Origin of the sequence: Burkholderia sp. AU33803 (assembly GCF_002223095.1) — a bacterium.
Classification (GTDB): Bacteria; Pseudomonadota; Gammaproteobacteria; order Burkholderiales; family Burkholderiaceae; genus Burkholderia.
This window is the reverse complement of the sequence record NZ_NKFJ01000009.1, coordinates 209,116-232,240: the sequence shown is the minus strand read 5'-3', so window position 1 is coordinate 232,240 and position 23,125 is coordinate 209,116. Positions and strand designations below refer to the sequence as shown.

Here is a 23,125-nt window from a genome sequence, read left to right as displayed (position 1 = left end):
CCGGGGCCGCGCCGCCCCGTTCGCCACACGCTTCGACACACGACTGACCGGGAATCGAAGCGGCGCTGAACTCGAGCACGCATCATGGACGACAAGAAGCTCCAGGCCCCTCCGCTTTCCCTCCTCGACCGGTATCGGGGCCACGCGTTTCAGCCGCTCTATACGACGAGCGTCACCGTGACCGGCGGCGAGACGGGACACGGCCGCGCGTCGGGCGTCGTTCGCTCCGACGACGGCAGCCTCGCCCTCGAGCTGCGCCTGCCCGCCGAACTCGGCGGCCCGGGCGGCGGCACCAATCCCGAACAGCTGCTCGCCGCCGGCTACGCCGCGTGCTTTCACGGCGCGCTGAACCTGCTCGAGCAACGCGCCGGCACGGCGCCGGCCGAGACCGTCGTGGAGGTGCGGGTTGCGTTCGGCCGTGATCCGATGGACGGCGGTCATGCATTGATCTTCGAGGTTCGCGTCCGGATGCCCGGCGTCGAGCGCAGCATCGCCGAAGAGCGGGTGCGCGCCGCGGAGCGCCTGTGTCCGTACGCCAAGATGGCCAGGCAGGGCGCCATCAATCTCGTGACCGTCGTCGACTGACCCGACGCGCACCGTGCGGCGGCGCCGCCCGGTCCGCCGCCTGCCTTCGCCGCCGTCGCCTCGTGCGTGGCCGCCCCGCTGCGCGTCTCGCGCCCCGCTGAGTCCTCGATGAGGCCAACGACATGCATCTCGGAAAATCCTACAAGCTGGCGGAATTCCTGATCTGGACGCGCTGGAAAGTTTACGAGCTCGTCGTTTTCGGGGCCGTCCCGGTCGTCCTGTACACGTTCTTTTCGGTCAGATGGCTGTCGATCCCGCTGACGATCGTGGCGCTGCTCGGCACCGCGACGTCGTTCATCGTCGGCTTCAAGAATGTCCAGACGTACAACCGCGCCGCGGACGCGCTGGACATCTGGATCGGTGTCCTGAGCAAAAGCCGTCGCTGGGGCCAGGTCGTGCAGGACTTCGTCGGCGACGAAGAGGTCGCGCGAACCCTCGTCTATCGCCACCTTGCGTGGCTCACCGCGCTGCGCTACGACTTGCGCCGCCCGCGCGTCTGGGAAAGCACGAACAAGCGCTACAACGCGGAGTACCGCCGGTCCTATCGCGTGCCGGAGTGGGAGAAGGACATCCGGGAGCTGCTCCCGGCGTACCTGTCACCGTCCGAAGCGGCACAGGCGTGCGCGTCCGCGTCGATCGCGACGTTCGTGCTGAGCCTGCAACGCCGTACGCTCACGATGCTGCACACGGCCGGCCGCCTCGAGACGAGCTTCTACATGGACCTGCACAAGACGATCGGAGATTTCACCGACCTCCAGTCGCGCGCGGAGCGTTTCAAGAATTTCCCGTATCCGCGCCAGTACGCGACCGTCAGCTCGCTGTTCGTCCGGTTCTTCTGCCTGTCCCTTCCGTTCGGTTTGCTGAACGAGTTCAACCGTCTGAACGACGGCGTGAGCGGTTTCATGCACGGCTACATGGTCTGGCTGGTGGTGCCGTGCAGTGTCGCGGTGTCGTGGATGTACACCTCGCTCGACCAGGTCGGCGAGAGTACCGAGAACCCGTTCGAGGGTGGCGCGAACGACGTGCCCATTTCGACGCTGTGCGGCACGATCGAACGCGATCTCGGGGCGATGCTCGGGGAACATGCGGGCGCGCCGTGCGGCGAAACGATCATCGCGCTGTAGCGAACCGTGCGCCTTCCCGCTGCGGTTGAGATCGACCGCGCCCCCGACATGGATTGGTGCCGAAGCGGCAACAGAATGCGCACCTGCCGGGCACTACTGGCCCGCGGGGCCCGCGATTACGATGTCGTCAGGCAGGCCGTGCGTGGGGCGCCACATGCAGGGCCGGCAGTCGCGATTCCACATTCCACATTTCAGGAGAACTGATCATTACGCAACGTATCAACTACTTCCAGCAATCGCCGGAGCTGACCAAGAAGCTCGTCGAACTCGACGGACTGTTTCAGAAGACGACGATCGAGACGCCGATCCGTGAGCTCGTCGAGATTCGCGCGTCGCAGCTCAACGGCTGCGCGTTCTGCGTCGACATGCACACCAAGATGGCAAAGATCCACGGCGAGCGCGAACTGCGCCTGCATCACGTCTCGATCTGGCGCGAGTCGACGCTGTTCTCGCCGCGCGAGCGCGCCGCGCTCGCCTGGACCGAAGCGCTGACGCAGATCCCGTCGCACGGCGTGCCCGACGAGCTCTACGAACGCGTGCGGGGCCACTATTCCGAGAAGGAACTGTCGGATCTCACCTTCCTCGTGGGCGCCATCAACTGCTGGAACCGGCTGAACGTCGCCTTCCGCGTCGTGCCCGGCTCGTTCGACAAGATGTTCGGGCTCGACAAGGCCAACCTGGAGTAACGACATGAAACGCCTCATGCTCGCGCTTGCTCCGCTCGCGCTGTCGCTCCTGGCCCCCGTTCAGCCGGCCGCCGCCGCCCCGCACGCCACGGTGACGCAACTGACCACGGAGCCGTTACCCGAGTACCCGGGCAAGGAAGTGGAAATGATCGTCGTGGACTATCCGCCCGGGGCCGTCGATCCCGTGCATCGCCACGATGCTCATGCCTTCGTCTACGTGCTCGAAGGCAGCATCGTGATGGGCCTGAACGGCGGGAAAACGGTCACGCTCCATGCCGGCGACACGTACCATGAAGGACCGGACGACGTGCACACGGTTGGACGAAACGCCAGCAGCACGAAGCCGGCAAAATTCGTCGTGATGCTGCTCAAGAACAAGGGCGCGCCGGTTCTCACGCCGGTGAAGTAAAGCGATCGCCGCCTGGGCCCGGCAACGCCGGGCCGGGCGCGCGAGGCGAACCCGCGGGCGTCGCCGCGGACTACAACATCGCCTGACTGACGAGCGCGTACTGCCCGCAGGCCGGGTCGGCCGGCCCTTCATGCGCTGCGGCGGGCGCGTTGCGCACCATCTTCGAACACGTATCGACCCGCGCCAAACCTTGTTCGGCCAGCCAGTCCGGCAGACTGGTCCCGTCCGGCACGTCGATGCGGACGAATTCGCCTTCCCGTTGCGTCAGCCAATGGCCGACGAGCGCCTTCGCATACGCATCGTCGCTCGCGCGCGGTGCGGCCACCGGGCCGATCACGTCGCCGCGCCCGAAGCGCCGCAGCACCGAAAACCCGACCACCTCGCCATCGCGTTCGAGCACGACGCTTTCACCACGCTGGAACAGCGCGGCCATCAACGCATCGCGCTGGAGGCCGGACGCGCGCGCGTCCAGCTCGACGAGGCGCGGCCAGTCGGCCGGCGTTCCGGCGCGCAGCCGCACGCCTTCGGGCAGAACCACGGCGGCCGGCCGCACCACGTTCCCCTGATACTGGCCCAGCGAGCCGCACACGTTGAAACCCAGCTTCTCGTACAGCGGCCGACCGGCCGGCGTCGCATGCAGGAACGTGACGCGCGGCCCCAGTTCGTCGATGAGCAGCTCCATCAGCTTGCGGCCGATGCCCCGCCCCTGATGCGCGTCGGACACGATCACATGCCCGATCGCAGCGCGATCGGCACCGTACTTCCAGCACATCGCCGTGCCGATCACCACGCCGTTTTCCTCGGCCGCGAATGCGGTCGACGTGTCCGCGGAAAACTGCCAGTCTTCCGCCCTGAACGGCCAGCGAAGCGCGACGGTCAGCGCATGGGCCGCAGGGACGTCCGCGGCAGTGAAGCGCCGGTAGCGAAGCGCCGGCATCGTGTCGGAATCGTTCATTTCGTTGTCCTGTTTCATCAAGCAGTCTTTATAAAAGTGTCGTCGCGCACGGCGGCCCGACTTCAATGCCGGCTGCGCGCATCATCGCGATCGCGCGAAGTAGTGCTGCGCCAACGCGATCCAATAGCGGACGCCAGCCGGAATGATCTCGTCGTTGAAGTCGTATTTCGGGTGGTGCAGCGCCGGTGCGCTCGCGCCGTCCTGCGCATTGCCGATCAGCACGTAAGCGCCCGGCCGCTCCTCCAGCATGAAACCGAAATCCTCGGACGTCATGTTCGGCGGCACGTCGCGGGCCAAGCGCGCGTCGCCGAACGTGTCGCGAATCACCGCTTCGCACAGCGCCGTCTCGGCCGGCGTGTTGACCGTCGCCGGGTAGTACTGGAAAAACTCCACGTCGACCTGCGCGCCATAGGCACTCGCCAGCGCCTCGCACGCGAGCCGCACGTCGTGCTGCAGCTTCTGCTGCAAGGCCGACGACAGCGTGCGGATCGTGCCGCGCAGCTCGGCGGTGTCGGGAATCACGTTGTCCGTCGTGCCCGCATGGAACATGCAGACGGAGATGACCGCGGGATCCACCGGATCCTTGTGCCGCGCGGCGATGGTCTGACATTGCAGCACCATCGAGCAGGCGAGCGGCACCGGATCGATGCCCAGGTGCGGCTGCGCCGCGTGCGCGCCCTTGCCCGTCACCGTGATCCTGAAGCGCGAGCCGGCGGCCATGATCGGGCCCGTGCGCAACCCGAAATGCCCGGCCGGCAACCCGGGCCAGTTGTGCATGCCGAATACCGCCTCCGTCGGGAACTGCTCGAACAGCCCGTCGTCGATCATCCTGCGTGCGCCCGCGCCGCCCTCTTCGCCCGGCTGGAACACGAAATGGACGGTGCCGGGCAACTGCGGCAGCTCCTTCAGCACGCGTGCGGCGCCGAGCAGCATCACGGTATGGCCGTCATGGCCGCACGCATGCATGATCCCGTGCGTACACGACGCATGCGCAAAATCATTGGCTTCGTGGATCGGCAGTGCGTCCAGATCGGCGCGCAGCACGATCCCGCGCGCCGGATCGGCGCCTGGCAGGCTCGCGACGACGCCCGTGCCGCCCAGCCCGCGCGACACCGCATAGCCGAGCGCTTCGAGCTCGCTCGCGACGACGTCGGCCGTCCGGTGTTCTTCGAATCGCAATTCGGGATGCGCATGCAGGTCGCGGCGCAGCTTCGCCCAGTGCGCGTGATGCGCTTGCAGCAACGGGTCGGGAATGACGGGGTGATCCAGTTCCAATTTCGGCACCTTCGGAAAGTAGCGGGCTTCCAACTGTACCGCCGGCGCGAACCGCGCGCGGCGGCCGGGTCAGTCGTAAAAGCCGACGATCGACTTGATCTCCATATACTCCTCCATCCCTTCGATCCCGTACTCGCGGCCGTTGCCCGACTGCTTGTAGCCGCCGAACGGCGCCTGAGGGTCCCATGCCGGGTAGTTCAGATGCACCTGCCCCGCCCGGATACGCGCGGCCACTGCGCGGGCCTGCGCCTTGTCGGTGCCCTGCACGTGCGCACCGAGCCCGTAGACCGTGTCGTTCGCGATCGCGACCGCTTCGTCGACGGTGTCGTACGGAAGGATCGCGAGCACCGGGCCGAAGATCTCCTGCTGCGCGATCGTCATGTCGGTGCGCACGTCGGAGAAAATCGTCGGCCGCGCATAAAAGCCGCGCTCGAGCCCCGCGGGCCGGCCGGGGCCGCCGGCGATCAGCTTCGCGCGTTCGTCGATGCCCGCGTCGATCATCTGCGCGACCCGCCCGAACTGCGCGCGGTTGGCGAGCGGCCCGTGCGTCGTGGCCTCGGCGAACGGATCGCCGACGACCAGCGTGCGCGCCGCCGCAGCAGCCAGCTCCTCGACCGCGCCGAGCAAGGCGCGCGGCACGATCATGCGGGTCGGCGCACTGCACGACTGCCCCATGTTGCGGAACGCGGCGGCCACGCCCGGCGCGATCGCGCGCGACAGGTCCGCATCCGGCAACACGATATTCGGCGATTTGCCGCCCAGTTCCTGCGCGACCCGCTTGACGGTCGGCGCCGCCGCCTGCGCGACCAGCACGCCGGCGCGCGTCGATCCGGTGATCGACACCATGTCGACGTCTGGGTGCGACGACAGCGCGGCGCCCACCGTCTCGCCGCTGCCGCTCACGAGGTTGAATACGCCGGCGGGCACGCCCGCATCGGCGATCACTTCAGCGAACAGCAGCGCGCTGAGCGGCGACAGCTCGCTCGGCTTCAGCACGACCGTGCAGCCGGCCGCGAGCGCGGGCCCGACCTTCGCGGTGATCTGGTAGATCGGCCAGTTCCACGGCGTGATCAGCGCGCAGACGCCGATCGGCTCGCGCACGACCGCGGTCGTGCCGCGTTGCCTGACGAACGCGTAGTTCGCCAGGTTGTCGCGTGCGACGCGGATATGTTCGGCCGCGAGCGGCACGTGCGCACCGCGGGCATAGCCGATCGGCGCGCCCATTTCCATCGCGAGCGCCGTGGCGAACAGTTCGGCACGCTCCAGCATCAGCGCATGCACGCGGTCGAGCAACGCGGCGCGTTCCTGCGGTGAAGTCGCGGACCAGCGCTCGAACGCGCGGCGCGCGGCCTGCACCGCGCGGTCGGCGTCGCGCGCGCTGCCGAGCGGGATCTCGCCCAGCGTGTCTTCGGTGGACGGGCTGACGACCGCGAACCGGTCACTGCCGTCGGGCAACACCCAGTCGCCGTCGATGAAGAAGCGATCGAGCCTGCCGGCTTGCATCAGGTGAACAACAGGGGAATTCATTGCAGAGTGTCCTTCAGTCGATACCAGGCGCCGACGAACGGCAGGAACCACGGTTTGCCGAAATGCCCGGGAATGGCCGGCCAGTCGAAGCCTCGCCACGGGTTGAGCTCCGCGCGCCCGTCCATGATCTCGGCCATCAGCGTGCCCATCAGCGTGGCCATGTGCGTACCGTGGCCGCTATAGCCCATCGAGTAGTAAACGCCGTCGCGCTCGCCCGCGCGCGGCAGCCGGTTGGCCGTCATGTCGACCATCCCGCCCCAGCAATAGTCGATCCGCACGCTGGCCAGCTCGGGAAACACGGCGGCCAGTTGATGCCGCAGGATCGCGCCGCTCTTTTCGTCCGAACGCGGGTTCGACGTGGCGAACCGCGCGCGCCCGCCGAACAGCAGCCGATTATCGGGCGTCGTGCGGAAGAAGTTGACGAAGTTCTTCGTGTCGGTGGCCATCCGGCGCGTCGGCAGCAAGCGGTCGAGCCACTCGCGCGGCAACGGCTCGGTGACGATGATGAATGCACCCACCGGCACGACCCTGCGGCGAATCCAGCCGAACGGCCCGACGTGCGAAATGCCGCTCGCGAGCAGCACCTGGCGCGCACGGATCTCGCCGCGCGGTGTTTGCACCGCGTACGTGCCGCCCGCTTGCCGCTTCAGTCCGAGCACCGGCGCCTGCTCGACGATGTGCGCGCCGCGCGCCTGGGCCGCGCGCGCCAGGCCGCGCACATATCGGCCGACATGCATCCCCGCGCTCTTGCCGAACAGCAACCCGCCGTGATAACGATCCGAGCCGATCTCGTCGCGCAGCTCGGCCTTCGTCACGAGGCGCGTGTCGGGGTCCACGCTCGCCGCGAGCAATGCGTGACTGCGCGCGAGCTTGTCGTAGTGCTCGGGTTTCGCCGCGAGCTTCAGCTTGCCGGTGCGGGCGAAATTGCAATCGATCGACTCTTCGTTGACGAGCCGCTCGACCGTGTCGACGCCCGCGTCGAACGCGAGATACAGGCGGTTCGCCAGTTCCGTGCCGAGACGTTGCGACAGCGACGCATAATCCTGCGCGAAGCCGTTGTTGCACATGCCACCGTTGCGCCCCGACGCCGCCTGGCCGACGGTGCCCGCCTCGCAGACGACCACGCGCGCACCTTTCTTGGCCAGCGCCAGCGCGGCGGCCGAACCGGTGATCCCGCCGCCCACCACCACCACGTCGCAACTGCCGTCGGGCAACTCCGGCGAGTGGCTCACGAATGGCTCCGACGTATCGAGCCAGTACGAACTGAAACGCATCAGGCACTCCCAAGCTGTCGCATCGCACTGCCGGGCCGGCGAACGTTCACCGCACCGATCCGGCCGCTCGCGGGCGGCCCGGCGCGATGTGCGTCGGATACGGGCGGACTCTCATCCATGTGACGGCGTTGCATCAGAAATCGGCGACCTTGCCCCACGCGGACTCGCTGAACCGGCCGGGCCGGTACGGCGCCGGGTCCACGAACGGTTGCGCACCGGACGCGAGATCGGCGATCAGGTGCCCGGCGCCCGGGCCGATGCCGAAGCCATGCCCCGAAAACCCCGCCGCGAGGATCAGCCCCGGCACGCCCGGCACTTCGCCGATGCCCGGCACGCCGTCCGGCGTGCTGTCGACGAACCCGGCCCACGCGTGCGTGATCTTCGCGTCGCGCAGTTCGGGCAACAGTTCGGCCGCGCGGCGATACGTTTCGGTGACGGTCGGCATGTCGGGCTTCGGATCGAGAATGCGCACGGCCTCCATCGGCGTCGGCGCGTCGAGGCGCCAGTGCTTCAGCGTTTCATGGCCGCCGCGCACGCCTTCGAGGCCGCCCGGCAGCAGGTTGCGCCAGCGCTTCGCGAACATCGGCACGAATTGCGGCGCGAAGCGCAGGAACTGCGGCGTCAGGTCCACGCGCGCGCGGCCGCTGATCGCGAGTGCATAGCGGCCATCGCTGCGGCGCGTGATGGACACGCCGGACGTGTACATCGCATCGGGCAGCGGCGTGTCGACGGGCGACACGCTCAGGATCGACTGACGGATCGACGCCTGCGGAAACCGGATGCCGAGCTGGCGGCAGAATGACGACGCCCAGGCGCCGCCGGCCATCACGACCGTTCGGGTCTTGATGACGCCGGCCTCGGTGACGACGCCCGCGACGCGGCCGCCTTCGAGTTCGATGCCGCGCGCCGCGCAGTGCTGGTGGACGCTGCCGCCCAGCTTCATCAGTGCGGCGGCCACGGCCGGCGCGGCCTTGCCCGGATCGGCCGTGCCGTCGGTCGGCGAGAATACGCCGCCCTTCCACTGCCGCCCGGTTGCCCGTCCGCGCTCGGCGGCCTGCTTGCTGTCGAGCATGTAGGTGGTCACGCCTGCCGTCTTCGCGAATTCGCCCCAGCTCGCCCAGCGGGACAATTCGGCTTCGTCATTGCTGAGATACAGCAGCCCGCAGCGATGAAAGCCGGTGTCTTCGCCGGATTCGGCCGCGAATCGTTCCCACAGATCGATGCTCTTGCTCGCCATCGGTAACTCGCGCGCATCGCGGTTCTGCTGGCGGCACCAGCCCCAGTTGCGGCTCGACTGTTCGGCGCCGATGCGCCCCTTCTCGACGAGCGCGACCGATAGGCCGCGGCGGGCCAGGTAGTAGGCGGTGAAGACGCCGATGATGCCGCCGCCGATCACGACGACGTCGGCCGCGGCCGGCGGCGTGGACAAGGTTTCGATATGGCGCAGCGGAGGGGACATGCTCAGTCTCGTTCGGTGGAAGGTTTGACGTTCTGCATCACGTAGAACTTCGCCACGCGCTCGCTGCTTTCCCACCCGATCGACGCGCCGCGCGGCACGAACAGCGCATCGCCGGTGCCGAGCGACTGCACGCTGCCGTCGGGCGCCGCGAACCGCACGCCGCCGTCCAGCAGGAACATGAACTCGTTCGCGCGATGCGGCCGGACGATCCGGTGATACGGCGTCGAATCCCACGTGCCCGCGCAGTAGCCGGCGCCGTCGTCGGTGAACACGTTGTCGCTGCGGCATTGCGGCGCGGGGCCGAGCAGCGCCTCGGCCGGCAGCGTGGCGGACGGCTTGAAGTCGGCGTCGGCGCGCAGCGCGAAGACGCCGCGTTTCGTCGGTTGCGCGCACGCTGCCGCGCAGAACGTCAGGAGTACCGGCGATTGCGCGGCGATGCGCAGTTCGGTGCCGCCGCCGATGACGGCGCCTTGTCCCGGGCCGACCACCAGCGGCGCGGCCCCGACCGCTTCGAGCGTCAGCTCGCCCTGGATGACGGCCAGGGTTTCGATGTGCGGAAAGCTCGCCACGTCCAGTTCGCCGTCGAAAACGATCCGCCCAGCGGCCATCGCGTCGGGGCCTTCCCACGCAATCTCGCGATGCGACGCGAACGGATCGCTCGCGCCGAACGCCTGCTTGCGGAATGCGGTGGAAGACGGTGCGCCGTCGGCCCGGTGCAACACGAAAACTGCGGTCATTTCTGCTCCTGTGCAGTGCGTGACGGATTCGTTCGAAAGCGGTCACGCGATATCGGAAATCGTCGTTTGCCGGCGCTTTAGCCGGACATCCTCAGCGGGGCGTGTCGTCCATGCGTGCGCCTACGCCGCGTGACACGACGCTTCGCGGTGTGCGGCGCGCGGGCGCGTCGATGGCGTTCGCACCGGCGCGCCGCCCGTGCGGGCGACCACGTAATCGCGCGGCGTGATTCCGAGTACGCGCCGGAAATGCCGGCACAGATGGCTCTGGTCGAAAAAGCCGACGTCGGTCGCGACTACCGACGGCGCGAGACCGGCGCGCAACAGGTCCTGCGCCCGCCGTATCCGCACGAGACACAGATAGCGGTGCGGCGACAGGCCGGTTTCGCTGCGAAAACGCGCGGTGAAACGCGACACGCTCAGCCCGGCCACCGCCGCGAGCGTGTCCAGGTTCAGCGGCTGCGCGAACGATGCATCGATCGTGCGCAGCACGTCGCCGATCGCGGGTGACACGGGCTGCGCGCCACGCGGCGAGCCCACCGAGCCAATGAATTGCACTGTCATATCGAATTCTCCCGGGCGCTCGCTTCAGTGCAGGAAATCCTGCATCCGGTAATACGCGCCGACGACCGGCAGGAACCACGCGTGCCCGAAATGGCCCGGGATCGCCGGCCAGTCGAGCTCGCGCCACGGGTTGGACGCGGCCGCGCCATACAGCACGTCGGCCATCACGCGGCCCATGTGTACCGACATCTGCACGCCGTGGCCGCTGTAGCCCATCGAGTAATAGAGCCCGTCATGCTGGCCCGCGCGCGGCAGCCGGTCGGCGGTGATGTCGACCAGCCCGCCCCAGCAGTAGTCGAGCCGCACGTTCGCCAGTTCCGGGAAATAGCCGGCCATGCCCGCACGCAGGACGTCGCCGCTTTTTGCATCGGAGCGCGGGCTCGACATCGCGAAGCGCGCGCGGCCGCCGAACAGCAACCGGTTGTCGGGCGTCACGCGAAAGTAGTTGCCGATCTGGCGCGACGTCACGTATGCGCGGCGATGCGGGAACAGCCGGTTCAACTGCGCATCCGGCAGCGGCTCGGTCACGACGATGAAGCTCCCGACCGGCGCGATGCGCCGCCGGAACCACGCGAACGGCCCGTGCTGCGAGGCGCCGGTCGCGACCAGCACGCGATCGGCGACGATCGTCCCGCGGGCGGAGGTGATCCGGTGCCGCTCGCCGTCCAGCCGGTCGAGCTGCGTGACGGCCGCGTGCTCGTACACGCGTGCGCCCGCACGCACGGCCGCCTGCGCGAGCCCGACGCCGAACTTGCCCATGTGCATCTGTGCGCCGTTGCGCTGCAGGAGTCCGCCGTAAAAGCCGTCGGACGCGATTTCATCGCGGATGCGCGACGGCTCGATCAGTTCGATGTCCGGATCGACGTCGCGCCGCAACGCGTTGAAGGTCTTTTCGAGCCCCGCGAAATGCTGCGGCTTCGCGGCGAGCTTGAGCTTGCCCGCGCGCCGGAAATCGCAGTCGATCGCCTGTTCGGTGACGATCGTCTCGACGCTCTTCACCGCGCTTGCATAAGCGCGATAGAACGCTTTCGCCTGCTCGACGCCGATGCGCGCGGCCAGCGACGCATAGTCCTGCGCGACACCGGTATTGCACTGGCCGCCGTTGCGGCCCGATGCTTCGCCGGCGACCTGCGCGGCTTCGAGCACGACCACCGACACGCCGCGCTGCGCGAGCGCGAGTGCCGCCGACAAGCCGGTGAAACCGCCGCCGATCACGACCACGTCCGCACGCCCTTCGACCGGCCCTTCGCTGCCGGCGCGAAACGCGGGACGGGTATCCAGCCAGTACGATTCCAGTTTCATCGAATTTTCTCGAGCATTCCGGCGACGACGATCGGCGACCGTCCAATGAGAATCATTTAATCACCATCAAAAAGCGCAGTTGCCGCGTATTCGCGCGCGCCACACGCGTCATTTGCCGTTTTGCGCGCCTGCCGCAGCACACTATGCGCAACGTCGATCGCCGGCGCGGGCAGGCACGATGCACGAACGATGGCGCGCATCACAGCCGTACCGGCTGCACCGTCGCGCCGCCGGCCGGCACCGGCTCCGCCTGGAACCGCGCGAGATCTTCCTCGCTGCGATGGCACAGCACCTGCGCGCCGTTCCCGAGCGTGCGCAGCGACGGAGCCGTGCGGTTGCACACGCCGTCCACGCGCATCGCGCAGCGCGACAGGAACGGACACAGCTCGGCCTCGTGCTCGCGCGCGCCGATCGGCACCAGCGGCCGGTGGCAACGCTCGGCCGCATCGTCGAGCCAGCCCGCACGCAGCTCCGGCGCGGACGACACCAGCAGATGCGAATACGGGTGATAAGGCGGCGCGCACAGCGCGTCGCGGCTGCCGGTTTCGACGCGACGGCCCGCGTACAGCACGACGATGTCGTCGCTGATCGCGCGCACCTTCGCGATGTCGTGCGTGATGAACACGTACGACACGCCGAGCTTCGCCTGCAGGTCGCGCAGCAGGTCCATGATCGCCGCGCCCACCACCGTATCGAGCGCCGACGTGACTTCGTCGCACAGGATCAGGTCGGGCTCGGCCGCGAGCGCGCGCGCGAGGTTCACGCGCTGCTTCTGCCCGCCGGACAATTCTCCGGTGCGCCGCCCGGCCACCGCTTGCGGCAGCCGCACGAGTTCGAGCAGCTCCGCGACGCGCTGCCGCGCCCGCGCACCGCGGATCCCGTGATAGAACGCGAGCGGCCGCGCCAGCGTGCGCTCGACGGTATGCACGGGGTTGAGCGCGGTATCGGCGTTCTGGAACACGATCTGCACGCGGCGGTGCTGCTCCTTCGAGCGCTTGCCGATATCGAGCGCGAGCGGCTCGCCGTCGAGCAGGATCTGCCCGGCCGTCGCCGGCACGAGGCCCGCGATCACTTTCGCGAGCGTGGTCTTGCCCGAACCCGACTCACCGATCACGCCGACCGTCTGCCCGCGCCCGATGCGCAGGTCGACTTCGTGCAGGATCAGCTTCGCGGGCCAGCCCTTCGCGGTCCGGCCGCCGTAGCCGGCGACCGCGCCGCGCACCTCGAGCAGCGGCGCCGGCGCGACGCTCGCCGCTTTCGCGTCGCGTTCGGCATCGTTCGGCGTGACCGCCGCGATCAGGCTCTGCGTGTACGGGTGCGCCGGCGCATGCAGGATCTGTTCGGTCGCACCGGTTTCGCGGATCACGCCGTCGCTCAGCACGACGATGCGATCGGCCATCTGTGCGACCACGGCCAGATCGTGCGACACGTACACCGCGCTCATCCCGCAGCGCCGGATCACGCTCTTGAACGCCTGCAGCACGTCGATCTGCGTGGTCACGTCGAGCGCGGTAGTCGGCTCGTCGAGGATCACCAGTTCCGGATCGGTGATCAGCGCCATCGCGGCCATCAGCCGCTGCAACTGCCCGCCCGACACCTGGTGCGGATAGCGCTTGCCGATCGTCTCCGGCTCGGGCAGCGCGAGCGCGCGGAACAGCTCGACCGCCTTCGCCTGCGCATCGCGCCTGGTCATCGTCTTGTGGATCAGCGCGCTCTCGATCACCTGGTCGAGAATCGTGCGCGACGGATTGAACGCGGCGGCCGCGCTCTGCGCGATGTACGCGACCTTGCGGCCGCGCAGCGCGGTCAGCGCCTGCGCGCTCAGCGTGCACACGTCCGTGCCGCCGAGCTTCACCGAGCCGCCGGCGATCCGGCAGCCGGCGCGCGCGTGGCCCATCAGCGACAGCGCGATCGTCGTCTTGCCGGAGCCCGATTCGCCGATCAGCGCGAGCACCTCGCCGCGCCCGATGTCGAAGTCGACGTCGTGGACGATCGTCGTTTCCGCGCCGCCCGGACGGCCGCCGACCACGCGCAGCCCGCGCACCTCGACGAGCGGCGTCGATTCCGGAGTCGATTCATCCCGCATCAGTGTTCTCCCGCGGCGGCAGCCGCGCCCTTGCGGCGGCCGCGATGCGGCAAACCGTCGATCATCAGGTTGACGCCCACCGTCAGGATCGCGATCGCGACCGCGGGCATGATCGCGACGGCCGAGCCGTCGCCGAGGCTCGCGATGTTCTCGCGCACGAGCGAGCCGAGATCCGCATACGGCGGCTGCACGCCGAGCCCGAGAAAGCTCAGGCCGCTCAGCAGCAGCACGACGAACGTGAAGCGCAGCCCGGTGTCCGCCAGCATCGGATGGATCATGTTGGGCAGCATCTCGACGCACGCGATGTACAGCGCGCTTTCCCCGCGCGCCTTCGCCACCTGCACGAATTCGAGCGTGCTGATGTTGATGGCCAGCGCACGCGCGATCCGGTACGAGCCCGGCATGTAGCTGACCGCGGCGGTGAGCACCAGCAGCGGCAGCGACGAGCCGAACGCGGCGACGAACATCAGCGCGAACATCTTCGACGGAATCGACGTGAGCGCGTCGAGCAGCCGGCTCATCGTCTCGTCCACCGCGCGGCCGGACACGGTCGCGAGCAGCCCGAGCGTCGTGCCGGTCACCGCGGCGAGCAGCACCGCGGCGAGCGCGAGCAGCACCGTCAACCGCGTGCCGTACAGGATCCGGCTCAACATGTCGCGGCCGAGGAAGTCGGAGCCGAACGGCAGCTTCGCGCTGAACGACGCGAACACGTCCGGCGTGACGATCGTGCCGACGTCGTGCGGCGCGAGCAGCGGCGCGAACACGGCGATGAACAGCATCAGCGCAACCATCGCGAAGCCGACGCGGCCGCCGGTCGTCAGTGGCACGCGGGCGCGGCGGCGCTTGCGCGGATGCTCGGGAGCGGGCGCGGCGGGCGGCGTCGGCGCGCCCCACGGCGGATGCGGATCGCCGGGCGGCGGCAGCGCGCTGCTGCGTTGAACGGGTTCGGTCGGGTGCATGGGCGGCATCTCGGAAGGTGGACGGAGCGCTCAGGTGCGCAGTCGCGGGTTCGACACGATCGAGCAGAGGTCGGCGAACAGCACGAGCGTCAGGTACGCAACGCAGAAGATCAGCGTGCACGCCTGGACCAGCGGGAAATCGCGGTTGCTGACGGCGTCGACCATCAGGCTCGCCAGGCCCGGATAGTTGAAGATCGTCTCGACGACGATCACGCCGCCGAGCAGGTACGACAGGCTCAGCGCGATCGCATTGGCGATCGGGCCGATCGCGTTCGGCAGCGCGTGGCGCAGTACGACGCGAGCGGGGCTCGCGCCCTTGAGCACGGCCATCTCGACATACGACGCGCTCAGTTGCTCGATCACCGCGGCGCGCGTCATGCGCGCCATCTGCGCGATCACGACCGCGCACAGCGTCAGCACCGGCATCGCATACGCGCGCAGGAAGTCGTGCAGGCTTTCGATCGGGCCGCTGTACGACAACGCGGAAAGCCAGCGCAGCTTCACCGCGAACACGAGCACGGCGACCGTCGCGATCAGGAACTCCGGCGTCGCGACGAGCGACAGCGTGCCGAGGCTGATCACGCGGTCGACCACCGACTCGCGCTTGACCGCCGCGAGGATGCCGAGCAGCAGCGCGATCGGCACCGACACGGCGGTCGTGATCGCCGCGAGCGCGAGCGACTTCGGCAGGCGCCCGCCGATCAGCTCCGACACCGGCATGTCGCCGGACAGCGACCGGCCGAAATCGCCGTGCAACAGGCCGGTGAGCCAGTGCACGTAACGCACGTGCGCCGGCATGTCGAGCCCGAACTGCTGGCGCAGTGCGGCGACCGTCTCCGGCGTCGCCGACTGGCCGAGCGCGGCCTGCGCGGCGTCGCCCGGCAGCAGGTTCGTGATCGTGAAGATGATCGCGGACACGATCAGCAGCGTCAGCGCGGTGACCGCGATGCGCCGGCCGATCAGCCCGATGAGAATTCGGTTCATGGTGCGGCACTCCAGAAAAAACCGCGCGTGGCCGGCACGGTGGCCCGCACCGGCCGCGCGACGGCGGCCAGCCACAACGTCATGCGTTCCACCACACGTTCTCGGCGAACGTGAAGCCCATCATCGGCCCGGTGGGGATCGAGCCGAGGCCCGCGAGCCGCTTGTCGTAGCCGTCGAGGAAGCTGATGAACGCCGGAATGCCGACCCGCCCCTGCTGCGCGACGATCACCTGCATGTCGCCGTACATCTGCTTGCGCTTCGCGTCGTCGGTTTCCGAGCGCGCGGCGAGCAGCAGCTGGTCGAACTTCGCGTTCTTCCAGCCCGACTCGTTCCACGGCGCATCCGACTTGAAGAACTGCGTGAACAGCACGTCGGCGCTCGAGCGCGGGTTGATGTTGCCGAAGGTGAGCGGGTGCTTCATCCAGTGGTTCGACCAGTAGCCGTCGGGCGACGCGCGGTTGACCTGCAGGTTCAGCCCGATCTTCTGGCCGGCCTGCTGCAGCAGCACCGCCATTTCGATCGACCCGTTCGCGTCGGACGTCGCATAGATCGGCGGCAGCACGGCGCCGAGCGCACCGGCCTTCTGCAGCAGGAACTTCGCCTTGTCCGGATCGTGCGCCCGCTGCGGCAGCGACGCGTTGAAGTAGCGGTGCCCCGGCGGAATCGGCTGGTCGTTGCCGATCACCGAGTAGCCGCGGAACACCGCGGTGCGGAGCTGCTCGCGATCGAACAGGTACTTCATCCCTTCGACGAAATCGGGACTCGAGACGATCGGGTTGTCGCTGCGCATGATCAGGTCGGTATAGAGGCCCGACTTGGTTTCCTTCAGCGCGTAGCCGGCCGTCGACGAGACCCGCTGCGTCGAGCGCGGATCGATCGCGTTGATCAGGTGCACGTCGCCCGACAGCAGCGCGTTCAGGCGCGCGGCGCTGTCGCTGATGCCGATCAACTCGATCTCGTCGAGATACGGCTTGCCCGGCTTGAAGTAGCTGTCGTTGCGCACGCCAATGGTCGACACGCCCGGCTTGAACGACTTCAGCTTGTACGGGCCGCAGCCGATGCCGGTCGAGAAGTCGGTCGTGCCGTCCTTGACGATCACGAGCTGCGGCGTCGCGAGGATCACCGGCAGATCGGCGTTCGCGCTGGCGAGCGTCAACGTGACTTCGTCGGGGCCGCTCGCCTTCGCATCCGTGAACTGTTCGGCAAGCGTCTTGACCTTCGACGCGGTGGCCGGGTTCTTGTGGCGCATCAGCGAGAACACCACGTCGGCCGGGCCGACCGGCTTGCCGTCGTGGAACGTGACGCCCTTGCGCAGCTTGATGATCCAGGTCTTCGCATCGGTGGTCTGCAGCGATTCGGCGAGGTTCATCTGCGGCGTGAGGCTCGCGTCGAGCTGCGTGAGGCCGCTGTAGAACATGAAGAAGCGTGTGTAGTCCGCGCCCGTCGAGCCCTTGGCCGGGTCGAGCGTATCGGCCGTCGAGCCGGCTTCGTTCGCGACCCGGATCTTGCCGCCGCGCTTCGGCGCGGGCGCGGCGAACGCAGCGCCGGGGGTCATCAGCAGTCCGCCGGCGCCGGCGGCCATCATGCCGCCCGCCGCCATGACCTTCATCATGTCGCGGCGCGTGAAGCCGCCCTTGCCGCCATTGTCGATATCGTCGCTCATCCGAACTGCTCCTGACTGTGGAAAGTGGGGTCTTGGGTCCAGCGTGTTCTCGAATCCCGCCGCGCCCGCGTGCTGGTGGCGGTCGCAACGTCGTCATGCAATTCATTTAAGCATCGCCAAAATGCGGTTTGTCGCGATTCGGGCGGCCCGCACGATACGAATCGACCGTTTTGGGTGGCCTGCGCAGCATGATTTGCTGCGTGCGCATCCGCGTGGCCGTGTGCCCGGCGGCGTGTCGCGGCGGCTGCCCAACCCGTGTCGATGCAGGAAATCGTAAGGCCGCAGCCGCCGCAGATTGCGCCGACAAAATTGCCCGTTCGGCATCCGGCGCGCGTTTGGCTCACGCAAACCGCATGTTTGTATCGAACGCGTGCGCGCCTGGCGACGACGGCTGAAACGAGCGGTACGTCACGGCGAATCGCCGCACGCACGGGCGTCGGTAGCGCGGATCGCGACGGTACGTCGCGCAGGAAAGTTCAGAAGAATGCCGCTCGATCGGAACGGCTTTGGGGGAGGACGGAGGGTGACGGGACTGCCCGGAAACCGGGGCCGTGCAGCCGTCAGGAACCGCGCCGCCAGGCGGCGACGCGTCCATCACCGGCATGTCGGCGCGCACGCCGGGCGTGTGCCGGCGCGGCGCACCGCAGGCAGTCAGACGGTCAGGCAGTCAGGCAGTCAGGCGGTCAGGCAGCCAGGCAGCCAGGCGGTCAGACGGTCAGACGGTCAGACGGTCAGACGGTCAGGCAGTCAGGCGGTCAGGCGGTCAGGCAGCCAGCGGTCAGGCGGTCAGGCGGTCAGGCAGCCAGGCGGTCAGGCGGTCAGACAGGACGATGCGCCGGCCGCGGGTGGACGGCGCGCAGCCGTCACGCAGCGAGCCGGAATACCGATACGGCGGCCCGCAGGCGCGCCGCCTGCTCGTCCAGCGACGACGCGGCCGCAGCCGCCTGCTCGACGAGCGCGGCGTTCTGCTGCGTGACTTCGTCCATTTGCGCGACCGCCAGCCCGATCTGTTCGATGCCGGTGCTCTGCTCGGCCGATGCCGCCGAAATCTCGCCCATGATGTCGGCCACCCGGTCGATCGACCGGACGATCTCCGTCATGCGCTCGCCCGCCGTCTCGACGAGCCGGCTGCCGCTGCCGGCCCGCTCGACCGACGCGTCGATCAATCCCTTGATGTCCTTCGCGGCCGCGGCGCTGCGTTGCGCGAGCGAGCGCACTTCCGACGCGACGACGGCGAACCCGCGCCCCTCCTCGCCGGCCCGTGCGGCTTCCACCGCGGCATTGAGCGCGAGAATGTTGGTCTGGAACGCGATGCTTTCGATGACGACGGTGATGTCGGCGATCCGCACCGATCCGTCCGAAATCTGCCGCATCGTCTCGACGACCGCCTGCACGGCGGCGCCGCCGAGTTCGGTCGCCTCCTTCGCCTGGCCCACGAGCGCATTCGCCTGGCGTGCGTTGTCCGCGTTCTGTTTGACCGTGGACGTCATCTGCTCCATGCTCGCGGCCGTTTCCTGCAGCGACGCGGCCTGCTGCTCCGTGCGCTGCGACAGGTCGAGGTTGCCTTGCGCGATCTCGCCGGTGCCGGTGGCAATCGAGTGCGTCGTGGTCTGGATTTCGGCGATGGTGTCGGTCAGCCGCGCCTTCATGTCGCCGAGCGCGACGAGCAGGCTGCCGGGCGCGGCGTGCGCCGTATCGAACTGCACGTCCAGTTCGCCGGCGGCGATGCGGGCGGCGATCTGCGTCGCATGCGCGGGCTCGCCGCCCAGCGTGCGCCTGACGCTGCGCAGCACGCCCCATGCGATGGCCGCGAGCGCCGCGGCGATGACGAGCGTGATCGCGCCCAGCACCGTCGCGAGCCGGGCAAACGCCGCGTTGATGTCGTCGTAGAAAAATCCCGTGCCGATCCACCAGTCCCAGTCGGGAATCGCGACCACGCCCTGCAGCTTCGGCTCCAGGTCCGCGTCGGGGCTGCGCTTGATCAGCACGTCGACGAGCGCGAAATGCGACTGCGCCATGCCCGCGCGGTACGCCTCGCTGTCGGTGAGGCCGCTGGTCGTGCGGTTGCCTTTCGCGCGCGTGCCGATGAACTTCGCGTTCGGGTGGACGAGGTTGACGCCGTCGGACGTCGTGACCCAGAAGTAGCTCTTCGAATTCGCGTTGAGCGCCGCCAGCGCGGCCTTGGCCTGCTGCTGCGCCTGCTCCTGCGTGAGCGTGCCGCTCGTCTGCATCGCGCGATACGAATCGACCAGATGCTCGGCCTTGGTCAGCAGCATGACGATCTCTTCGCGGCGGCTGTCGATCAGCGCGTCGCGCAGCGTGTGCAGCGACAACGCGGCGAGCAGGACGACGCCGAGCAACGCCGCGGCGACGAGCATCAGCAGTTTGGTGGACAACTTCATGCGGGGCCTCGAAAAATTAACCGTTCGGTACATATATCGGCCCGGGCGGCCCCGCCTTGAACGACTCGATATCGGTAATTACCCTCGTTTCGTGCGCTGATCGAACGCGCGACGGGTGGCGATGGACGCCGGCGGCATCACGGCCGTGTTCCGTCCCACCCCGTCGCGGCGATCGGCAATCCGCCGGCGCAGGCGCCTTACAAACCGAGCTGCGTCGCGAGCTGGCCGATGTCCGACACTTCGTAATAGTTGTAGAACGGCGTGCCCGGCTCGTGGCCGCGGTTCACGAACGCCTTGTGCCTGATCCCGAGATCCTCGGCCGTCATCAGGTCGTAGCGCAGGCTCGACGACACGTGAAGCACGTCCTCCGGCTTGCAGCCGAGCTTGTCGAACATGTATTCGAAGCCCTGCATGCGCGGCTTGTACGACTGCGCCTGCTGCGCGGTGAACACCGCATGGAACGGCGCGCCGAGCTTGTCGACGTTGCTCATGATCTGCTCGTCCATCGCATTCGACAGGATCACCAGCTTGTACTTCGACGCCAGCCGCGACAGCCCGGCCGGCACGTCCGGGTGCGGGCCCCAGGTCGGCACCGCGTGATAGAACAGCTCGGCCTCGGCTTCGTCGAACGTCACGCCGAGCCGCGCGCAGGTACGACGGACCGAGTTGACGACCACGTCGCGATACGGCTTCCATGCGCCCAGCACCTCGTCGAGCCGATAGGCGGCGAATGCGCGCACGAAGGCCTCCATCGTCGCCGGCGACAGCCGGTCCGCGTAGATTTCGCGCGCCGTCTCGGCCATCCGGAAATGGGTCAGCGTGCCGTAGCAGTCGAAGGTGATGTACTTCGGTTCAAACTGGATCATGGTCGGGTCCTGTCGGTGTGAAGCCCCGGCACGGCCGGGGATGGGCTGGGTTCAACGAAATTGAATCAGGGCAAAAAGTCGTTCGCGCATCGTTCGGCGCCGCTCAAAACGCACAATCGCCGCAAGTTGCCCGGCGCATGCAGCACGATCTGCGGTGCGATCGGGCGCGGCGCGGCAGGGCCGGCCGGTGGGCGCCGCGCTGCCGCAGCGGGCTCGCCTGTCAGCGCGGCCCGCCGGCAGGCGGCAGCGCCGCCGTGCATTCATCGTAGTGCTGTTCGCACAGCACGAGTGGCGGGATTGACCGGCCGCGCCGGCACGATCCGCGCGTTCGTCCGCGTCGATCGAACGGGTTTGCGTCGATCTCGCGGGCGGGCCCGTCCCCGCCCGAAAACAGGCGAATCGTCCTATCCGCGCCGCACCCGCGCTGGCAGAGTGAATGTGTCATTTCCACCCATCCGGAGTCCGGCGTGTCCGACCTCAACCCTTCCCGCACGCTCACCTATCGCCCGTTCGCCGACACCGACCTGCCCGCCGCCCATCGGCTGTCGGAGGCGGTCAAGTGGCCGCACCGGCTCGACGACTGGCGCTTCGTGCTCCAGCTCGGCGGCGGCATCGTGGCCGAAGACGAGACCGGCGTCGTGGGGACCGCGCTGGGCTGGCGCCTCGGCGAATCGCACGCGGCGCTCGGCATGCTGATCGTGTCACCCGAGCGCGCGGGCGGCGGCATCGAGCGCGAGCTCCTCGCCCGCGCGCTCGACGACTTCGGCACCCGCACCGTCTTTCTGCATGCGATGCCGGGACGCGAGCCGCTGTACGCGGCGTTCGGCTTCGAGGCGATCGATACGATCAACCAGCATCAGGGCGCGGCGTTCCGGCCGCCGCTGATCTCGCTGCCGCCCGGCGAGCGCCTGCGCCCGCTCGGCACCAACGACGGGCCGCGCCTCGCCGCGCTCGCGTCGCGCGCGGCCGGCTACGAACGCGGCGCGGTGATCGACGCACTGCTCGACGTCGCGAACGGCATCGCGCTCGATCGCGACGGCGAGCTGCTCGGCTTCGCGCTGTTCCGCCGCTTCGGCCCGGGCCACGTGATCGGGCCGGTGATCGCGCCGGATGCGCTGCGCGCGCAGGCGCTGATCAGCCACTGGCTCGCGCTGAACGAAGGGATGTTCGTGCGGGTCGACCTGCCGAGCGACAGCGGGCTGTCCGACTGGCTGGACGGGCTCGGGCTGCCGCGCGTCGATACCGTCGTCACGATGGCGCGCGGCACGACGCCCGCGCGCGACCCGGGGCTGCGCGCGTTCGCGATCGTGAGCCAGGCGCTTGGCTGAACGGGACACACGATGAGCTTTCTCTACAAGGCCGACCCGGTGCGCGGTGCGCAATGGGCGGCACGCTTCGCGCAACAGGCGCCCGATCTGCCGTTCCGGATCTGGCCGGACCTCGGCGACGCCGCGGCCGTCCGCTATCTCGCCGCGTGGCTGCCGCCGGACGATCCGGTCGCGCTGTTGCCGAATCTCGAAGTCGTGTTCTCGGTCGGCGCCGGCATCGACCAGTTCGACCTGTCGCGCGTGCCGTCGCACATCCCCGTCGTGCGGATGATCGAGCCGGGCATCGTCGAAGGGATGGTCGAATACGTGACGCAGGCCGTGCTGACGATCCATCGCGACCTGTTCGACTACGCGGCGCAGCAGCGCCAGCAGGTGTGGCACGAGAAACCGGTGCGCGCGGCGGCATCGCGGCGCATCGGCGTGCTCGGCCTCGGCACGCTCGGCCAGGCCGTGCTCGACACGCTGCGGCGCTTCGGTTTCCCGTGCGCCGGCTGGAGCCGCACGCCGCGCTCGCTCGACGGCATCGAGTGCTACGCGGGCGACGCGGCGCTCGACGCGTTCCTGGCGCGCACCGACATCCTGATCTGCCTGCTGCCGCTGACCGACAGCACGCGCGGGCTGCTCGGCGCACGCGTGTTCGATGCGCTGCCCGCCGGCGCTTCGCTCGTGCAGGTCGGGCGCGGCCCGCAGCTCGATGAAGCCGCGCTGCTCGCGGCGCTCGCGAGCGGCCGCGTCGACAGCGCGATCCTCGACGTGACGGACCCCGAACCATTGCCGGCCGGCCATCCGTTCTGGGCCCATCCGCGCATCCGCATCACGCCGCACATCGCGAGCGCGACCCGGCCCGACACCGCGGTCGATGCGGTGCTCGCGAACCTCGCGCGCCATCGCGCGGGCCAGCCGATGATCGGCGTCGTCGATCGGGCGCGCGGCTACTGACGTC

General features: G+C 68.7%; 20 protein-coding genes. 6 read left to right on the top strand and 14 right to left on the bottom strand.

All coding sequences use genetic code 11. The features are described from left to right. Positions 1 to 84 precede the first annotated feature (84 nt). The 4 genes from CFB41_RS35655 (at position 85) to CFB41_RS35640 (ending at position 2,804) form a co-directional block, all read left to right on the top strand. Entirely contained in the window at positions 85 to 585 is a 501-nt protein-coding gene (locus CFB41_RS35655; RefSeq protein WP_089459930.1) for an Ohr family peroxiredoxin, read from the top strand. A 122-nt stretch (positions 586 to 707) separates the two neighbouring features. Then, positions 708 to 1,709: a bestrophin family protein gene (locus CFB41_RS35650; RefSeq protein ID WP_089459929.1), complete on the top strand. Its 1,002-nt coding sequence runs from the start codon at positions 708 to 710 to the stop codon at positions 1,707 to 1,709. Between the two features lie 206 nt (positions 1,710 to 1,915). Further along, entirely contained in the window at positions 1,916 to 2,395 is a 480-nt protein-coding gene (locus tag CFB41_RS35645; RefSeq protein WP_089460136.1) for a carboxymuconolactone decarboxylase family protein, read from the top strand. Between the two features lie 4 nt (positions 2,396 to 2,399). Continuing rightward, the gene (locus CFB41_RS35640) at positions 2,400 to 2,804 is read left to right on the top strand and encodes a cupin domain-containing protein (RefSeq protein ID WP_089459928.1); all 405 of its coding nucleotides are present in this window, start codon (positions 2,400 to 2,402) and stop codon (positions 2,802 to 2,804) included. Between the two features lie 70 nt (positions 2,805 to 2,874). Here CFB41_RS35640 and CFB41_RS35635 read toward each other — a convergent pair whose 3' ends face one another. From CFB41_RS35635 to CFB41_RS35570, 14 genes are all read right to left on the bottom strand, one after another. Next, positions 2,875 to 3,759, bottom strand: a complete 885-nt coding sequence (locus CFB41_RS35635; protein WP_256941385.1) for a GNAT family N-acetyltransferase — start codon at positions 3,757 to 3,759, stop codon at positions 2,875 to 2,877. Between the two features lie 81 nt (positions 3,760 to 3,840). Further along, positions 3,841 to 5,028 (bottom strand): M20 aminoacylase family protein, encoded by a 1,188-nt coding sequence (locus CFB41_RS35630; RefSeq protein ID WP_089460135.1) that lies wholly within the window; start codon positions 5,026 to 5,028, stop codon positions 3,841 to 3,843. 75 nt (positions 5,029 to 5,103) lie between these two features. Further along, the gene (locus tag CFB41_RS35625) at positions 5,104 to 6,561 is read right to left on the bottom strand and encodes an aldehyde dehydrogenase family protein (RefSeq protein ID WP_089459926.1); all 1,458 of its coding nucleotides are present in this window, start codon (positions 6,559 to 6,561) and stop codon (positions 5,104 to 5,106) included. Continuing rightward, positions 6,558 to 7,835, bottom strand: a complete 1,278-nt coding sequence (locus CFB41_RS35620) for an FAD-binding oxidoreductase (RefSeq protein WP_089459925.1) — start codon at positions 7,833 to 7,835, stop codon at positions 6,558 to 6,560. Before CFB41_RS35620 ends, CFB41_RS35625 begins: the two co-directional genes overlap by 4 nt. Before the next feature lie 133 nt (positions 7,836 to 7,968). Next, complete coding sequence (locus CFB41_RS35615) at positions 7,969 to 9,294, bottom strand: FAD-binding oxidoreductase (protein ID WP_089459924.1); 1,326 nt, start codon at positions 9,292 to 9,294, stop codon at positions 7,969 to 7,971. Between the two features lie 2 nt (positions 9,295 to 9,296). After that, positions 9,297 to 10,031, bottom strand: a complete 735-nt coding sequence (locus CFB41_RS35610) for a cupin domain-containing protein (protein ID WP_089459923.1) — start codon at positions 10,029 to 10,031, stop codon at positions 9,297 to 9,299. 120 nt (positions 10,032 to 10,151) lie between these two features. After that, positions 10,152 to 10,592, bottom strand: a complete 441-nt coding sequence (locus CFB41_RS35605) for a helix-turn-helix domain-containing protein (protein ID WP_089459922.1) — start codon at positions 10,590 to 10,592, stop codon at positions 10,152 to 10,154. 24 nt (positions 10,593 to 10,616) lie between these two features. Beyond that, positions 10,617 to 11,894 (bottom strand): FAD-binding oxidoreductase, encoded by a 1,278-nt coding sequence (locus tag CFB41_RS35600; protein ID WP_089459921.1) that lies wholly within the window; start codon positions 11,892 to 11,894, stop codon positions 10,617 to 10,619. A 199-nt stretch (positions 11,895 to 12,093) separates the two neighbouring features. After that, the gene (locus CFB41_RS35595) at positions 12,094 to 13,980 is read right to left on the bottom strand and encodes an ABC transporter ATP-binding protein (protein WP_089459920.1); all 1,887 of its coding nucleotides are present in this window, start codon (positions 13,978 to 13,980) and stop codon (positions 12,094 to 12,096) included. Beyond that, positions 13,980 to 14,939, bottom strand: coding sequence for an ABC transporter permease (locus CFB41_RS35590; protein ID WP_089459919.1), 960 nt, complete (start codon positions 14,937 to 14,939; stop codon positions 13,980 to 13,982). The genes CFB41_RS35595 and CFB41_RS35590 overlap by 1 nt, the downstream gene beginning before the upstream one ends. 30 nt (positions 14,940 to 14,969) lie before the next feature. Beyond that, positions 14,970 to 15,923: an ABC transporter permease gene (locus CFB41_RS35585; RefSeq protein WP_089459918.1), complete on the bottom strand. Its 954-nt coding sequence runs from the start codon at positions 15,921 to 15,923 to the stop codon at positions 14,970 to 14,972. Positions 15,924 to 16,002: 79 nt separating this feature from the next. Beyond that, complete coding sequence (locus tag CFB41_RS35580; RefSeq protein ID WP_089459917.1) at positions 16,003 to 17,586, bottom strand: ABC transporter substrate-binding protein; 1,584 nt, start codon at positions 17,584 to 17,586, stop codon at positions 16,003 to 16,005. Between the two features lie 863 nt (positions 17,587 to 18,449). Then, complete coding sequence (locus CFB41_RS35575; protein WP_089459916.1) at positions 18,450 to 19,988, bottom strand: methyl-accepting chemotaxis protein; 1,539 nt, start codon at positions 19,986 to 19,988, stop codon at positions 18,450 to 18,452. A 197-nt stretch (positions 19,989 to 20,185) separates the two neighbouring features. Next, complete coding sequence (locus CFB41_RS35570; RefSeq protein ID WP_089459915.1) at positions 20,186 to 20,854, bottom strand: haloacid dehalogenase type II; 669 nt, start codon at positions 20,852 to 20,854, stop codon at positions 20,186 to 20,188. Between the two features lie 467 nt (positions 20,855 to 21,321). Here CFB41_RS35570 and CFB41_RS35565 point away from each other — a divergent pair, with 467 nt between their 5' ends. Together CFB41_RS35565 and CFB41_RS35560 are read left to right on the top strand one after the other, a co-directional pair. Beyond that, positions 21,322 to 22,182, top strand: a complete 861-nt coding sequence (locus CFB41_RS35565; RefSeq protein ID WP_089459914.1) for a GNAT family N-acetyltransferase — start codon at positions 21,322 to 21,324, stop codon at positions 22,180 to 22,182. A 12-nt stretch (positions 22,183 to 22,194) separates the two neighbouring features. After that, on the top strand, positions 22,195 to 23,121 hold the full coding sequence (locus CFB41_RS35560; protein ID WP_089459913.1) for a glyoxylate/hydroxypyruvate reductase A: 927 nt from the start codon (positions 22,195 to 22,197) through the stop codon (positions 23,119 to 23,121). The last annotated feature ends 4 nt before the right edge of the window (positions 23,122 to 23,125 follow it).